Raw genomic sequence first — 16301 nt, 5'->3', positions numbered from 1 at the left:
TCAGCCCCAGCTTTGGTAAACCGTTCTTTTTATAGTATCCTGAAAGTGTATTCACCCTTTTTATGCAGCACAAAAACGGCGGAAATTTTTTCATCATCGTTCCATAAACCGGTATCGAGATGCAATTTTGTAAATCATGCGGCGGCGTTCTCAACATCTTTGAAACCAACGACGAGCAGATATGCCGCGCGTGTGAGAAGAAAACCCCGCCAGAACCGGCAGCTGCATCAAAGCCAGTACCGGCAGACCATGATGATCTCTCAAGTGCCGTGCTCAGCGTGGAAAATGATACCATTATATTAAAAGCAGAAGAAGGCTGGGTGCTCTGGAGCGGTCCTACTGATAAGCCGACAACATTGGGGTCAATCCTGAAAAGAGCCCACCGTATTCACCAGATTCGCTCAAAAAGAAACCGGCCGAAGAATTAAACACGAGTCCCCATGGCAATAACTATTTCAGTAGGTTCAGGCAAGGGTGGCACAGGAAAAAGTATGGTTCTTTCAAACCTGGCGCTGCAGCTTGCCCGCTCTGGCAGGAAGGTCTGCCTTGTGGACCTTGATCTCGGCGGCCCGGATGCCCATATCCTCTACGGGTTGTTTAAACCGAAGCGAACACTTACCGACTTCTTAAACAGAAGAGTCGACAGTATTACCGACACCATCCACACCTTCCCGGCTTTCGGTGGGTTACAGATAATTCCGGGCACCGGCGACACCCTGCAGACCGCCAACATGACCTACCAGCAGAAACAGCGACTGTTGAGAAGCCTTTCCCGGATTGATACGGATGTACTGCTGGTCGACGTCGGTGCGGGTACCAGTTATCACACCCTCGATTTTTTCATGTTCACCGACATCCAGATCTGTGTCACCAGCCCGGAACCAACGGCAATACTGGATTTTTATAATTTTCTGCAGCTTGCAACCATCCGGAGAGCCCTCTCCAGTTTTCTTTCACAAGCTGATGTGGCCAAGGAAATTCGGGAAAAAAAGTTCGATTCCCTCCTTGAAGTACTGGACATGGCCGAAGAAGTACAGCCGGGAGCAAGAGAGAAGGCACAACTCGCGCTGGCAACTTTCAACCCGCTATTGATAGTCAATAAAGTAGGTGCAGGTACCAGGCTGAACCTGCTCAAGTTGCGCAAGATGGCCTCACAATACCTTGGCATCTATTTGCCCGATCTTGGTGAAATCCCATATGATATGAAGGTCTACGAGGCAATGCGGGCTTACCTGCCGGTGAGTGAACTCGACCCTGCTGCACCCGCCTCAAAAGCACTTATCGAAGCGAGTATTAAACTCGGCAAGGTGATCGACCTGTTTATCCGCAAACAATCTGAACAACAAACGATACAGGAAAACGAGAAACAGTTATGAGTCAAGAGCTTGAAAACAGGATACAGCTCCTTGAGGAAAAGTTCGAATATCAGGACATGACCATCGAAACCCTCAACGAGGTCATCATCCGGCAGCAGCGATCCATAGACAAACTCCAGACAGATCTACAGTTGCTTAAGGAACAGTTACTCGCCAGCAGCCACAACCTCGAAGATGTCAACGAGCCGCCACCGCACTATTGACCCACCTCTCACAGCGACTTCCCGCCAAATTTCTCCCAGTGTACCCGATCATACAGCAAGGACTCTTTCGGGTGACCATCTTTTTCTTCTTTTGGATAACCAACTGCAACAATGGACTCAACCACCATATTGTCAGGCAGACCGAGCAGTTCACTAATATATTCTTCAGCCATTTTCGAACCGTCATGCTCCCTGAGGCGAACCTGCACCCAACAACTGCCAAGACCAAGTTCTGTAGCCCCCAGATGTAAAAGAATGGAGGCTATTGAACAATCCTCGACCCAGACGTCGCATTTTTCCGGAACCGCACATACCACGATGGCCAGAGAAGCATTCTTCACAAATGATGCGCCGTGGGGTTTGGCCTTGGACAGTGCCTCGAGTACCGCTTTGTCCTGCACAACCACAAACTCCCATGGATTACGACTCCTTGACGAAGGTGAACGCAGCATGGCCTCTATCAAATAGTCTATTTTATCCTGCTCCACCGGCTTGTCTTCAAACTGCCTTATCGATCGTCTCTTCTGTAATGTTTCGAGCAACATTGTTTACTCCCTCTCTGCTGAGTTCCACCTGCTTGTCTGCACAATAATTTTTCCCTGATTCCCCAGTCCCCTGGTAACATGAGCGGAGTGTGGCCATTCGTTTCAACGGATCACCATAAAACCAGCCCTCCACTGAAGAAGCTGAGTTGTTGAGGTAATCAGGTTTTTTTAGCTTACCTGATATTTCCATTGACCGGAACGAAAAATGAGTATAAAAGAACCTCCTTTTTTTATAAGACGATATAATTGTTTTTACTTGAAACTTTCTCCGCTTGATCCTTAAATAAATTGTCAGAGGCAACTATCATGGGTCTGAAATTCAAAGATCTCAGGTTTTCCATACCGTGGAATCTCTTTTTACTTACCGTCGGCTCCATTCTCTACATTACCGGAATGAATGGAGTAGTAGTTCACCACAGCTTTATACCCGGCGGCCTGTATGGTCTCGTACTTTTTATCTACTACCAGACCGAGATATTCTCACCCGGGATCTGGTACGCGCTCCTGAATATTCCCCTGTGTATCCTCGGCTGGATTTTCATCAGCAGGCGATTTGTACTTTATACCATCTATGCCGTTGCCATCATGTCGGTCTGCTCCGAAATCATTACCCTCGATTTTGACATCCACGAACAACTGTATGCGGCCATCGCCGGGGGCGCGATTATCGGTATAGGATCCGGTATTATTCTACGCTCCATCGGGTCGGCCGGTGGTCTTGACATCATCGCCATCATCCTGAACAAAAAATTCAACATCGGCATCGGCAAGACCTTTATGCTTTTCAATTTTGCCCTTTTCGGCCTGGTCCTGGTAAGCTACGAGATCGATGTCGTGATAGCCTCAGTCATTCTTACCTTTGTTATATCCAGCGCACTGGAATACTCGCTGGCCATGTTTAACCAAAGAAAAATTGTCTATATCATCAGTGAAATGTCGGATGCCATTACAACAGATATAATGGACAAGATGAAACTCGGGGCGACCCTCATTCAGGGCAAGGGGGCTTATTCGGGTGAGGATAAGGAGATCATCATGACGATAACCAACAACATCATGCTTAAACGCCTTGAAGAGGCCGTATTCAGCATTGACGACAAGGCGCTTTTCATTGTCGAGAACAGCTTCGACGTGATTGGTTCCAGCTTTAAAAAGAGAAAGATCTACTAACAGGCAGGCGGGGTCAGACCTGAGGTCTGACCCCGGATTTTGGGCAGGAAAACTGCGAAATACTATTTCTTCTTCGGCGGCAAACCGTCGGTAATTGAACCATCCACAATTTCCGCAGCAAAGGCAAAAGTCTCAGCGAGGGTCGGGTGAGCATGTACCGTCTTGCTGATATCCTCGGCATCAGCACCCATCTCAAGCGCCAGGACCGCCTCGTGAATCAATTCTCCCGCGTTCATTCCACAAATACCCGCACCAAGAATCCTTCCCGTCTCCTTATCAAAGAGGGCCTTGGTGGCACCCGCGCCTGCTCCGGAGCTGAGTGCTCGCCCGGACGCCCCCCAGAGGAACTTGCCCTTGTCATAGGCAATATTTTTTGCCTTGGCCTCTTTTTCGGTCAGTCCCATCCAGGCAATTTCAGGATTTGTATAGGCCACTGAGGGAATAGTCATCGGCTCAAAAGCCGACTTATGTCCGGCAATAACCTCCGCTGCAACCTTTCCTTCGTGGGTTGCCTTATGGGCCAACATCGGCTCACCAACCACATCCCCAATACCATAGATATTGGCAACCGCGGTCTGTTGCTGCTTATTGACCTCGATGAAACCATGCTCATCAAGGTCAAGACCAATATTTTCCCGGCCGAAATGTTCTGTATTAGGTCTTCTTCCCACCGCCACCAGGACTGCGTCATACTCCGCATTCTCAGGAGCCTTTGCCCCTTCGAACCGGACCTGTATACCGCTCGCTTCGGCTGTTATCTCCGTCACTTTGGTCTTGGTGAATATGGTGTATTTTTTCTTTATTTTCTGCAACAGGGGCTGGACAAGGTCTTTATCCGCTGGCGGAATAATCTGGTCGAGCATCTCCACGATAGTAATTTCAGACCCCAGCCCACTGTAGATTTGTGCCATCTCCAGACCGATAATACCACCACCGATAATCAGGAACCTTTTAGGCACAGTCGACAACTCCAGGGCATCACTCGAATCCCAGATCCGTGGATCTTCCGGTACGCCCGGCAGACGAAACGGATGAGAGCCGGTTGCGATAATAGCGTCGGTGAAGGCCACCTCCTGCTCACCCTCCGGCCCTTTTACAGCCAGGGTGGATCCATCCTTAAAGCTGCCCTGGCCAGTGAGACGGGTTATCTTCCGTGCGGTACAAAGTTTATCAAGCCCGTCAGTAAGTTGTTTGATAACGCTTTCCTTGTGGGATCTAAAGGCATCGATATCTATTTTCGGTGGTTCAAAGGTGATGCCGAAATGCGACGATTCGGCCGCCTCCTCGATAACTGCCGCCCCATGCAGGAGGGTCTTCGACGGTATACAACCGACATTGAGGCATACGCCTCCCAATCGCTCGGATCCCTCCACCAGACAAACAGACAAGCCAAGGTCCGCGGCCCTGAACGCCGCAGTATACCCACCGGGGCCACCACCTAACACGACAACATCACACTTGATATTCTCAGACATACCTATTCCTCCACTGTTACGGAATCAAACAACACACTCACAAAATTACGATTTCAATATTTATATTCATATATTTTATCGTATAACGCAATAAAAGCCACACATTTTGTCAACATTGTGGATTTTACAGCAGTGCGCGTCGAAGATCCTCAATAGATTCCGATAGCGCCCGACAGAATCGTGCCGCATCCGCGCCGTCAATAACGCGGTGATCGTACGAGAAGGAAAACGGTAAAGTCAGACGCGGCATAAAAGCTGCGGCCGAAACATCCCAGACAGGTTTCATGTAATTCCGGGACAGGCCGAGAATAGCCACCTGGGGACTGTTTACAATGGGCGTAAATCCGGTCCCGCCAATGCCTCCGAGACTTGAGATGGTAAAAGATGCCCCCTGCATATCTGCAATCGCCAGTTTCCCCTCCCGTGCATCACTACTCAAACGACCAAGTTCTGAAGCAATAGAACGCATGCCTTTGGTATCTGCATTCTTGATGACCGGGACCACCAGTCCGTTCGGAGTGTCGACCGCAATACCGACATTGTAGTAGTGTTTCACCACCAGTTTTTCACCACCGGGTACCAACGAACTGTTCACAAGAGGGTGCTCTTTCAAGGTGGCAACCACAGCTTTGATGATAAAAACGAGGGGACTAAAGCGAACCCCCTTCTCCCCGGCCTCGGAGTTGATCTGTTTACGGAACTCTTCAAGCTCGGTTACATCTGCCTCATCAAAATGGGTCACATGGGGAACGGTGGTCCAACTCCGCTGCAGGTGTGGTCCGGAAATTTTCTTGATGCGACTCAAAGAGAGCTCTTCCACATCCCCATAAACTGTGAAATCCTCCAGTGGAGGTTCTGTCGGTAAGGACGTCGAACCACCCGGCGAGTCAACCTCTTTTTTCACCGCTCTCTTCACCAGCGCCTGCACATCCTCTTTCCTGATCCTGCCCTTTGGCCCGGTGCCGGTCAACATGCCAAGGTCCACACCAAGCTCCCTGGCATAGGCCCGCACCGACGGCGTGGCATGATACAGGCCTGAAGAATCATCCTGCTCTTCTGCCATTGCCTTCGTTACCGGTTCCGAGGAGGCATCTACTTCAACCTCCTCCACCTTTTCCGGTTCACCCGCCTGTTCAACCTCCTCTTCAACCGGTTCAGCTTGACTGGCTTCACCATCAGCGGCCTCCACCTCGAGCAGGGCTATCAGGTCCCCGGTACTGACGGTATCATCTTCCTGAATGTGTACTTCCTTTATTACACCTGCCAACGGAGAGGGAATGTCCATCACCGCTTTTTCGCTTTCCAGGGCAATAAGCGGACTCTCCACCTCCACCACATCCCCGACACTGATATACACCTCAACAACATTGATTTCCTGGACATCTCCAAAATCGGGAACAACAAGCTTCTCGACTGCCATGAACGTCTCCTCTTAGCGGGTTATTGGATGTGGAGCATCAGGTTGTATGCCATAACGGTTTATCGCCTCGCGAACTGCCGAGTAGTCAAGATCCCCCTGATCAGCAAGCGCCTTCAGTGCGGCAATGACGATATGATATCGATCTACCTTAAAGAATTGCCGTAAAACTTCACGCGAATCGCTACGGCCAAAACCATCCGTACCCAGTATGGTTAACGGGTTTGGGATAAGGCGCCGTAACTGTTCACTATAGGCCTGGACATAGTCAGTACTGATAACAGCAGGTCCGTCATAGCCACTCAGTACTTCCTCGACATACGATATCCTTGGCGGCTGATCGGGATGCCCCCTGTTCCAGTCCTCCACAAGCATGCCTTCCCTGTGCAGTTGGTTAACACCAAGTATGGACCAGATATCCGCCTGGACTCCATGATTTTCACCAAGCAGGTCGGCTGCTGCAATAACCTCACGAAAAATCGAACCGCTGCCCATGAGCTGGACACGACGAGCACCCTCACCACCTTTCCGGTAGAGGTACATGCCCCGGTTGATACCCTCTTCCACTCCCTCACCCATTTCTGGCTGTGCATAATTTTCGTTGAGAAGAGTGATATAGTAGAAAACATCTTCACCTTTCCCGAACATACGTTCTATACCTTTTTGAACCAACACTGCGACCTCATAACTAAAGGTTGGATCATAGGCCAGACAGGTAGGATACGTAGAGGCCAACAGCAATGCCTGCCCATCCTGATGCTGTAAGCCCTCTCCGTTGAGCGTCGTCCTCCCGGCCGTGGCTCCCATCAGGAACCCTCGTGCCCGACTGTCTCCAGCTGCCCAGAGCTGATCGCCGATCCGCTGGAAACCAAACATGGAATAAAAGGCATAAAACGGGATCATCGGGACCCCATAATTGGTGTGCGCCGTGGCTGCTGCCAGCCAGGATGAAATGGCACCTGCCTCTGTTATACCCTCTTCCAGGATCTGCCCTTTCGGGTCTTCGCGATACCAGGAGATTGTCTCCGAATCCTGCGGCTCATAAAGCTGCCCGGTAGGTGCGTAGATGCCCAATTGCCGAAAAAGTCCTTCCATGCCGAATGTTCTTGCCTCATCGGGTATGATCGGCACGACATTTTTGCCGATCTGCTTATCCTTGACCAGTGATCCCAACAAACGTACAAAAGCCATGGTCGTCGACAACTCTCTGTCTTTTGAGGAGGCAAGCAATCCTTTAAAAACAGTTAGAGGTGGTGCCTCCAATGGCTCATATGAGGTCTCCCGGTATGGTACAGGACCGCCCATGGCGCTGCGCCTCTCTTTCAGGAACAGGTCTTCACGACTGCCCTCCTCCGGCCGGATGAACGGCAACTGTTCCAGTTTCGCATCTTCCAGGGGCACATGAAACCGGTCACGGAAGGCCTTAAGCGATTCCAGATCCATTTTTTTGACGTTATGGGCTACCATCACCGATTCACCGGCCTGTCCCATACCAAAGCCCTTGATGGTTTTTACCAGGAGAACAGTCGGCTTACCTTCAAACTGAACCGCAGCCGAAAAAGCGGAATAGACCTTGCGAGGGTCATGCCCTCCGCGACTCATCTGCCACAATTCGCGGTCACTGATATCCTCTACCAGAGCTGCCAGACGAGGATCATCGCCAAACACCATCTCCCGCAGATACTCAGGGCCCCGGGCTCGAATTGTCTGAAAATCCCCGTCCACCATGGTGGCGAACTTCTTTACCAGCAAACCCTCTTTATCCCTGGCCAGTATTCTATCCCACTCACTGCCCCAGAGCAGCTTTATCACGTGCCAACCGGCACCCCGGAACCGGCCCTCAAGCTCCTGGATGATCTTGCTGTTGCCGCGCACCGGCCCGTCCAGCCGCTGCAGGTTGCAATTAACAACAAAAATCAGGTTATCCAGATTTTCCCTGGCTGCCAGTGAGAGCGCACCAAGTGACTCCGGCTCGTCCGACTCTCCGTCACCCATAAAAACCCATACCTTCCGATCCCCGCAAGGCTTTAATCCACGGGAGTCCATGTATTTCATGAACCGCGCCTGGTAGATGGCTGCCATTGGTCCCAGTCCCATCGAAACAGTGGGAAACTGCCAGAAATCGGGCATCAGCCACGGATGAGGATAGGACGAAAGGCCATGACCTCCAACTTCCTGGCGAAAATTATCGAGATGTTCTTCATCGAGGCGCCCCTCGACAAAGGCACGTGCGTAAACACCTGGTGAACTGTGCCCCTGGAAGTAGACCATGTCGGCACCAAACTCCGCCTCCGGCCCCCGGAAGAACCAGTTGAATCCTACCTCATACATGGAAGAAACCGAGGTGTACGTAGCGATGTGCCCACCAAGCCCCTTGCCACCTTTATTGGCCCGGGCAACCATGGCCATGGCGTTCCAGCGAACATAGGCTGCGACATTCATGGCGGTCACCGAGTCACCGGGAATCGGCTCTTCATGTTCAGGAGCAATGGTATTGGAATACGGGGTGAGCACCCCGGGAGACGTGGACACCCCTTTTTGGCGAGCGCGGTCAGTCAGCTCCCGTAAGAGATAATCGGCCTTTTCGTTCCCTTCTCTTGCGATAACGCCGTCGAGCGAATCAATCCAGTCCTTTGTTTCCCGGGGATCCGGATCATTATAATATGAACTCATAGACACACCTCGATATCTTTTGAAACATTGGCGAACAGCTCTAATTTTATCTTTCCGCTTTATAATTCAGTATATCGGTACAGATAGGAAGTCAACCGATATTGGTACATTGCAGAAGACCGCTAAAAGAGGTGCTGATGGTTGAACCCGTTTCCCCAAAGACAGGAAACGGGTGTATAGATATTAAAGATGGGCCATTGCTTTTGAGGTCTTTTGCCACAACCAGACCAGGGCAGCGATACCAATAACAAGGGTGACAAGAAAGAAAACCAGTGGAGAGTACTGAGGGACAACCTGCAACTGATCGAGTGTAAAAACATCTCTCAGGTATGAGGAGCGCAGCCAGGCACGCATGAAAACCATAAGATACACAAGAACAACGACATGTCCCACGGTCAACCACAATTTCTTCTTCCAGGAAACAATCAGGACTGCAATGGCGAGTAAAAATGCGAGCGAAAATACTATCGTCGCAGCCATGTCTCCACCCATGAAAATCATCATATCCTTTTTGGGCAAGGTGGCCAGGTAAACCAGGCCGACTACAGTATTGATCAGCGTACAGATAAAAAATACACGCAGGCCGAGGTTTTCGGCATACTCCATGAGTTGGATATCCCGGTCTCCCTTAAACCTGCCAAGCAAGGCAACATAAAGACCGCCAACCGCCACCGCCCCAATCATCATGTGCAAATAGCGGGGGAGGTATTCCGGATGATCGAAAATCAACAGGGTACCGGCCATATTACTGAAATATTCACCAAACCGATGCGGCAGGGTCATTAGCAGCATGTTGTTTGAAAAAAAGGAACCAATAGCCAGAAACAGCAGAAAAGATACCAAACCGACCAGGATACCGGCCTTACCTAGCTGCTCAAATTTAAAATCATAGAGGTAAGCGCCATAGTATGCGGTTATCAGCATGGGTATCACCAGTATCCAGAAAGTCCCCATAAGTATGGAACTGGTATAATTGAACTGGCCGTACAGCACCTGAACAAAGAGAAAAGGGGCCACACCGAGATTGACGACTGTAGCGACAACGAGCGGGAGAGCCAGGGCGATTCGATGGGCTAAACGTGACTGTACCTCCCCCCCACGAATATGTTGCGCCAGGCCCAGGCCGAGACTGCCAACCATGGCATTCATAGCCAGGAGATGGAGAGGCAGCGTGAGCAACAACAAAAACTGAAACCAGCCCCAGGCCACAGGGATAACATCGGGTTGCGGAATAAACAGGGTATCCATCAGTTTCCTCCTTTCAGCGCGTTGAGGTAATCGGCCAGCGCAGCAGCCTCGGCCTCCGACCCATCAAACGGCACCATCTCGTCGGATATTTCATCAAGGGTTGCAAGCGTGGTTCGTATCTCTTCCTGCTCAACACCACCAAATGAGTCTGTGAGGTCTTCAGCTGCGTGACAGGCAGAACAACTATCCTCAAATACGGTTTGTCCGTTTACCGCCGGTACCGGTTCCTCACCCGAAGATGCCATTTTTAAAAATCCTGCAAGCAGACCTCTCTCCTGGTCAGTACCGCTAAAGGCTTCCATCTCATCGGAAATTTCGCCGAGTGTCAAAAGCACTTCGCCAACCTCCTCATTTTCCATATCAACAAACGTACCCGAGATGTCCTCGAGGGCATGACAGGAGGAACAGGACTCCTCAAATAAAACCTTACCCTGGGCTACCGGATCATCAGCAGCAGGTTTCTTATCCACAATTTCTTTACCATGTATACCACCGGCGATATATGCTGCCAGAGCTCTTGCTTCAGTCTCGGTACCAACAAACGGTGGCATAAAATAGCGGACCTCGTGAATTCTCAGGATATATTTGGAGAGGGCCGAATAGCTCATATTTTCCGTCAGCCCGGCAATATCATTATTAGATCCGCCAAGGGTGTGGCAGGCATAACATTGCTGGATAAACAGCTCCTTGCCGGCTGACACCTTGTTTTTCCCAGTCAGCTCCTTATTACGCACCCAGATAGCTGAGGTGAGGAACCCTTTTTCACTTACCGGAGCCACATCCTTTTTGAATATGCCATTCGAGTAGATCACTTCATTAATTACATAAGGTCGGCGGGCCGCCTCACGAACCCACTCAAAAGCCCCTATCGTCATCAAACCACAGATCATGGCGACACAAGCGACGGCCTTGTTATTCAGACCGGGACGTGCAATTCCCGCAATAAGGGTGATAACAAGCAGAAGACCGACACCACCGGCTCCCCATTGCAATGCCCAGACGATGGTCGGTGATTTCCCCAGCACCAGTCCCTGAGCCGGAGAGGGAAGCACCGCGACATACCAGATCGCAGATGGAACTGCACCTGCAAAAGCGATCAGAGCCCAGATACCGGAAAAGCGGGTCATCGACCTTTTCACCTCCTGATCCTTGCTCCATGAAGCACTCAGGTACCCATAACAGCCCGCCAGTAAGACCGCGATAAAGGTCCGGAACAAGAGAGACGGGAAGAACGACGGATTAAAGAATCCCTGCCAGAAATCACCCGTTTCCGCCCATTCCCCTGGTGTTAACATGGCACAGATGATGCCATTAATCAGGAACAGAGACATCCAGGCAGCGATAAAATAGAGCCAGCCGACTTGCAGGTGATCCTTCCATTCCATCTTGCCGAACATGTAATAAAAGACAAAGGCGGCTGCAATTTCAACCATGAAGAAGACCCATTCCGCCGCCCAGCCAAACACGAAATTGTGGATCAGGAACGATGTGGCCGCCGGATTGACAAGGGCAATAATAAACCAGATGCCGACGCCGGTTATCGAGCCAAACACCATGGTCAGCAGCAGGAAAAACCGGGCATGCATTTTAACAAAATCCAGAATAGCCTGGTTGCTTTCCCGCAGACCTTTTTTCTCGGCATAGATCAGGTACAGACCGCCGCCCACTGCAAAGTGTGACACAAAGACATGGAGCACCGCAATCAGGGCGATGAGTGTACCGCCGCCGATTTCAGGTAAATACCAGACGGGATAGTTCATATATTCTCCTCATGTGGGAATTTTTGAAGAAAACAAAAAGAGCGCAGCGATCTCTCGCCATCAAATAGGTATGATACTCAAAACTATGACCGACGGCAATTACGACATTGTAGGGCTATCGACTTGATAGTTCACATCAAGAGAGCACTTCCGCCAGGGGAGCCAGCTCCTCATCACTCCATTCGCCGACAAACCGCACTTCCGGTTCGAGTAGAATATTTAGTTTCGACCTGGCAGTTTCTACCGACAATACAATAAGATCCAAAATATCGACCGCTTTGGCGCTACCGTTATTAATAAAAATATTACCGTGAAAAGGTGCAATTGCTGCCCCGCCTGAAACACGGCCACGCAAGCCGAGTTCATCAAGAATCTTCCCTGTCGGGGCCCCAAAATCACGATTATTCTTGAATAACGAACCGGCTGAGGGTGCTTGAAAATGGCCTTTCTGAACCCTGTCGTCATAATTTTGCTGCATCTCGGCCCGGATAGCCTGCTGCTCACCTTTATGAAGCTGCAACACAACATCGGTAATACACCCATCCATCAACTGAAATGGTGATTTTTTGTAGGAGAAATCACTTTGGCCAGTAGCAATTCGGCGCGACTCACCATTTGGAGTGAGCAGTTGGGCACTCACGCACAGCTCTGACATTTCACCACCATAACAACGGGCGTTCATCCAAAGCGCCCCACCGATGGTCCCCGGCAAGCCATACAGGAACTCCATGCCACTCAGGCCATGGTCAGCAGCGACCTCACACACCTTTTCAACTGATGCCCCGGCAGAGGCAATAATCTGCAGACCCTTAACACGGACTTCGGCCAGCCCTGTCAGGAGCAGGACAACTCCACGAATTCCCCGATCCGATACCAGCAGGTTAGTGCCTCCGCCGAGCAGGAAGACATCCAAACCTTCCTGTCTGCACACAGTGAGGCAATCAGACAACTCGCCAACAGAACGGGGTATGAGTAGAATATCAGCCGGTCCCCCCACCTGAAAAGAGGTAAATCCTGACATCGGTTCGTCAAAACGTACTTCCACAGCTGCCAGAAGGCGCTCAATATTTTGCTGAAGTTCTTTTATTTTACGTGGCATAATAAATGGCAGACTGCCATTTTATGACCTGTGTCAGGACGTTGGCCGCTGCCCTGCTATGTAATTCTTAAGGGCATGCTGGAGTGTTGTTTCCGCAAGTTGAGCACAGTGCAGGTGTGAGTCGGGCAACTGACCGACCAGGTCCATGATGTGCATCATATTTATCTTCCTGAGTTCTTCAGGTGACTTCCCTTTCGCCAGCAGCGCGGCACCCTCAATACACTTCTTACTGATACCGCAGCCATCAGAAACGTAGTGCACATTTTCAACCTTATCGTTCAAAAAGCGCAGTCCGATCTCCATGGTATCGCCGCAATTGCCGGTTATGCGTGCCTCAGCGTCGGGTTTGTCCATGGGGGGATTGGCCCAGTAATGCAAACCGAACCAGCACAGCCCGAGTACCAACAACACCCCAAAAGCAACTAAAATTCCTGTGAATTCCATACAACTCTACAATCTCATATTTACGATAAGACAACATATACTCCCGATAAACTGGAGTCCATCATACCCTTTCTTACTGTAACTTGCAGCAGCATCCCTTACCAGAGTCAAAAAAGGCCGGGACATCAAGAAAGGCCAAGCAAAACCGCACCGTGCTTTCTGATCAAACCACGAAGCTGATCATAACTAAGACCAAGCTGTTCCGCCGTCTTTTTACGATTATACCTGTTTTTCACAAACGCTCTACGGAGGATCTCCTGCTCATAGTCTATTATTGCCTGCTTCAGGGATTTTTCTACCACAATATCCATCCGATCGCTCTCTCCGTCTTTTTTTATCTCGTCTGCCACATTTTCTATAAAATGCGCATAAGGAGAAATGAAAGGATCGAAAACAATCGTCTCTATCGTATCATTATGGGTCGAATAAACAGCTCGTTCGACAACATTTTTCAACTCACGTATATTGCCCGGCCATGCGTAGGACTCCATTTCTGCTATCGCCTCATCCGAAAACTCCGGTGGGAAATCACGTCCTAACTCATAGGACATTCTTCCTGCAAAATGGTGCGCAAGCAGCATGATGTCTTCATCGCGCTCACGTAGCGGTGGCAGAAACAACACCTCAAATGACAGTCGATCCAGCAGATCCTGTCTGAACTTGCCTCTACGTGCCATTACCGGTAGATCAGCATTGGTTGCCCCAACAATGCGCACATCTACCTCAATCGGTGTTGAACTCCCTACCCTCTCAAAAAAACCATACTCCACCACCCTCAGAATCTTTTCCTGAGCCTCCTTGGGAATGTTACCTATCTCATCAAGAAACAAGGTACCGCCATCGGCCGCCTCAAAGCGACCCGTCCTCTGACTCTCCGCCCCGGTAAAAGCCCCTCGCTCATAACCGAAAAGTTCCGCTTCTATAAGAGTCGGAGACAGGGCTGCACAGTTGAGGGTTATAAAGGGTTTTTCCCATCGCCTGGACAGGAAATGTACCCGGCCTGCGGCAAGCTCCTTTCCCGTCCCTCGTTCGCCGATAAGCAAAACAGGACGATCGACCTCCGCTACCCGTGACAGCTTCTCCTGAAAGTGTAAAAAAGGCTCTGATTGACCAAGCGCCTCTGTTTCCCGTGATACTGATGTCATCTGTTCACCATTTGCTCCTGCGCTAAGAATATTTTAACCAAATATCGGTATATATAACCACAAATAGACTATTGTCACCACATATCTCTAACGCCGTTATCGATCATCACCTTGTTATTCCGTAGCTTAAACATCTTTCATTTACCTGGCACACTTGGTGCATTAATAAAAATCAAAGTGACCAATTCATATCTATGGAGGATATATTATGGGTATTTTTACACGGTTCAGGGATATCGTCAGCTCTAACATAAACGCCATGCTTGAAAAAGCTGAGGATCCTGAAAAAATGATCAAGCTTATGATCAGGGAAATGGAAGACACACTGGTCGAGCTCAAGGCCTCCTGCGCCGGCGTTATTGCCGAAAGAAAAAAACTGGACAGGAAGCTTGACGAGATTGCGGAAAGACGTGAGCTCTGGGGTGAACGGGCCACCTTAGCCGTTAACAAAGGCAAAGACAACCTGGCCAGGGAAGCCCTTATTGAAAAACGGCGTTTTGCAGAACTGGCTGACGCCCTGGCTGAAGAGATTTCAGAACATTCCGTCATCATCGAACAATACCAGGAGGACATCCGTGAACTTGAGCAAAAACTTGCCGGAGCAAAGGAAAAGAAGCGAGTTCTTGTCCAGCGCCACAGACAGGCCAACGGGAAGAAAAGAGCCCAACAGGATATTCGCAAAGCTGATAGTGCCGACACCATGTCCCGCTTTGACAGCCTTGAGCGACGAATCGATCAGATGGAAGCGGAAGCGGAAATGGTAAACATCCATAAGCCAGCAACCCTGGACGAGGAGTTTGAAAATCTTGCCAGTGATGACGAGATAGAAACCGAACTTGAAAAGCTCAAACAATCTCAATACAATACCAAAACCAAACAAGAAGCGTAAATATATCAATTAAGCCGCAGCAGGAGCGCAAACATCATGACATCGGTACTCGTTGTAGCCTTGATTTTCGGCTCAATCCTCACATTCGCTGCACTGATCTGCGGCACCATCCTGGCACTGGCCAAGATGCGCCAGTCCGGACTTTCGAAGGGAACCAAAAACTCCCGAACGGATGAGGCAAAAATCATTCAGGAAATCTACCAGGGCCTCTCAAAGATGGAACAGCGCATTGAGGCCCTGGAGACAATTCTGATGGACTCACAGGACAAAAAGGAAAACAGAAATGAATAGACATAGACAAAGAGGCGGGTTGTACAGATCGAGAAGCGGAGTTTTTCTTGGTGTATGTAAGGGCATTGCCTCACATTATGATTTCTCGGTATTCTGGGTGCGAATGGGGTTTATTGTGGTTTTCCTGCTCAGCGGCTTCTGGCCGGTGATAGGAATCTACATCGTGGCCGCCCTGTTGATGAAGCCCAAGCCGGTGAAACCTATAGAAACCGAGGACGAACAGGAATTCTATGACAGCTACGTGAACTCGCCCCGTAGCGCCGCCCAGAGGTTACGCCGGAAATTCGAAAATCTTGAACGACGCATTCGCCGGATGGAAGACAAGGTGACGACACGGGATTTTGAATGGGAGCGCAAGTTTAACGCCTAACCCGAACTTCTCATGAACAATGTGCCGATTTGGTTCTGACCCCGCCCATGGCGTGGCCTTTGGCAGCTTGGTGCCGATTACCACATCCTATTCACAATGTTCATCAAAGGTCAGTTCAAAAGAAAACCACGGCCCCGCCCTGGTATACAGATCTGGGTGGCGTTTGGGCAGGGCCGCGGGGAGGCATAAGTTCAAA

The 16301-nt window shown here is 50.1% G+C and carries 16 protein-coding genes; 7 read left to right on the top strand and 9 right to left on the bottom strand.

Translation table 11 applies throughout. The features are described from left to right. Nucleotides 1-119 precede the first annotated feature (119 nt). The 3 genes from GA520_RS01310 to GA520_RS01300 are packed head-to-tail and all read left to right on the top strand — an operon-like array spanning nucleotide 120 to nucleotide 1579. Complete coding sequence (locus GA520_RS01310; protein WP_163337226.1) at nucleotides 120-428, top strand: hypothetical protein; 309 nt, start codon at nucleotides 120-122, stop codon at nucleotides 426-428. Between the two features lie 12 nt (nucleotides 429-440). After that, nucleotides 441-1376 (top strand): P-loop NTPase, encoded by a 936-nt coding sequence (locus GA520_RS01305; protein WP_163337225.1) that lies wholly within the window; start codon nucleotides 441-443, stop codon nucleotides 1374-1376. Then, entirely contained in the window at nucleotides 1373-1579 is a 207-nt protein-coding gene (locus tag GA520_RS01300; RefSeq protein ID WP_163337224.1) for a SlyX family protein, read from the top strand. The genes GA520_RS01305 and GA520_RS01300 overlap by 4 nt, the downstream gene beginning before the upstream one ends. An 8-nt stretch (nucleotides 1580-1587) precedes the next feature. On the opposite strand, the gene GA520_RS01295 is transcribed toward GA520_RS01300, so the two are convergent. Then, nucleotides 1588-2124, bottom strand: a complete 537-nt coding sequence (locus GA520_RS01295) for a nitroreductase family protein (RefSeq protein WP_163337223.1) — start codon at nucleotides 2122-2124, stop codon at nucleotides 1588-1590. Nucleotides 2125-2430: 306 nt separating this feature from the next. On the opposite strand from GA520_RS01295, the gene GA520_RS01290 reads away from it, so the two are divergent. Beyond that, on the top strand, nucleotides 2431-3294 hold the full coding sequence (locus GA520_RS01290; RefSeq protein WP_163337222.1) for a YitT family protein: 864 nt from the start codon (nucleotides 2431-2433) through the stop codon (nucleotides 3292-3294). A gap of 62 nt (nucleotides 3295-3356) precedes the next feature. Here GA520_RS01290 and lpdA read toward each other — a convergent pair whose 3' ends face one another. The 8 genes from lpdA to pspF form a co-directional block, all read right to left on the bottom strand. After that, the gene (lpdA, locus tag GA520_RS01285) at nucleotides 3357-4769 is read right to left on the bottom strand and encodes a dihydrolipoyl dehydrogenase (RefSeq protein ID WP_163337221.1); all 1413 of its coding nucleotides are present in this window, start codon (nucleotides 4767-4769) and stop codon (nucleotides 3357-3359) included. 124 nt (nucleotides 4770-4893) lie between these two features. Next, complete coding sequence (locus tag GA520_RS01280; protein ID WP_163337220.1) at nucleotides 4894-6189, bottom strand: 2-oxo acid dehydrogenase subunit E2; 1296 nt, start codon at nucleotides 6187-6189, stop codon at nucleotides 4894-4896. Between the two features lie 12 nt (nucleotides 6190-6201). Beyond that, on the bottom strand, nucleotides 6202-8859 hold the full coding sequence (gene aceE, locus GA520_RS01275; protein ID WP_163337219.1) for a pyruvate dehydrogenase (acetyl-transferring), homodimeric type: 2658 nt from the start codon (nucleotides 8857-8859) through the stop codon (nucleotides 6202-6204). 183 nt (nucleotides 8860-9042) lie between these two features. Further along, complete coding sequence (locus GA520_RS01270; protein ID WP_163337218.1) at nucleotides 9043-10107, bottom strand: hypothetical protein; 1065 nt, start codon at nucleotides 10105-10107, stop codon at nucleotides 9043-9045. Beyond that, nucleotides 10107-11867, bottom strand: a complete 1761-nt coding sequence (locus GA520_RS01265; protein ID WP_163337217.1) for a c-type cytochrome — start codon at nucleotides 11865-11867, stop codon at nucleotides 10107-10109. Before GA520_RS01265 ends, GA520_RS01270 begins: the two co-directional genes overlap by 1 nt. 136 nt (nucleotides 11868-12003) lie before the next feature. Continuing rightward, complete coding sequence (murB, locus tag GA520_RS01260) at nucleotides 12004-12966, bottom strand: UDP-N-acetylmuramate dehydrogenase (RefSeq protein WP_163337216.1); 963 nt, start codon at nucleotides 12964-12966, stop codon at nucleotides 12004-12006. A 33-nt stretch (nucleotides 12967-12999) separates the two neighbouring features. Further along, the gene (locus tag GA520_RS01255) at nucleotides 13000-13410 is read right to left on the bottom strand and encodes an iron-sulfur cluster assembly scaffold protein (RefSeq protein WP_163337215.1); all 411 of its coding nucleotides are present in this window, start codon (nucleotides 13408-13410) and stop codon (nucleotides 13000-13002) included. Between the two features lie 125 nt (nucleotides 13411-13535). Beyond that, nucleotides 13536-14555, bottom strand: a complete 1020-nt coding sequence (gene pspF, locus GA520_RS01250; protein WP_163337214.1) for a phage shock protein operon transcriptional activator — start codon at nucleotides 14553-14555, stop codon at nucleotides 13536-13538. 208 nt (nucleotides 14556-14763) lie between these two features. On the opposite strand from pspF, the gene pspA reads away from it, so the two are divergent. The 3 genes from pspA to pspC are packed head-to-tail and all read left to right on the top strand — an operon-like array spanning nucleotide 14764 to nucleotide 16105. Beyond that, nucleotides 14764-15444, top strand: coding sequence for a phage shock protein PspA (gene pspA / locus GA520_RS01245; RefSeq protein ID WP_163337213.1), 681 nt, complete (start codon nucleotides 14764-14766; stop codon nucleotides 15442-15444). A 36-nt stretch (nucleotides 15445-15480) separates the two neighbouring features. Beyond that, nucleotides 15481-15735: a phage-shock protein gene (locus GA520_RS01240; protein ID WP_163337212.1), complete on the top strand. Its 255-nt coding sequence runs from the start codon at nucleotides 15481-15483 to the stop codon at nucleotides 15733-15735. After that, on the top strand, nucleotides 15728-16105 hold the full coding sequence (gene pspC, locus GA520_RS01235; protein WP_163337211.1) for an envelope stress response membrane protein PspC: 378 nt from the start codon (nucleotides 15728-15730) through the stop codon (nucleotides 16103-16105). The genes GA520_RS01240 and pspC overlap by 8 nt, the downstream gene beginning before the upstream one ends. Nucleotides 16106-16301 lie beyond the last annotated feature (196 nt).

This window comes from Desulfopila sp. IMCC35008, assembly GCF_010646885.2.
In the GTDB taxonomy this organism is placed as follows: Bacteria; Desulfobacterota; Desulfobulbia; order Desulfobulbales; family Desulfocapsaceae; genus Desulfopila.
Note: the sequence above shows the minus strand (reverse complement) of the source record. Positions and strands in the feature narration are given on the sequence as shown.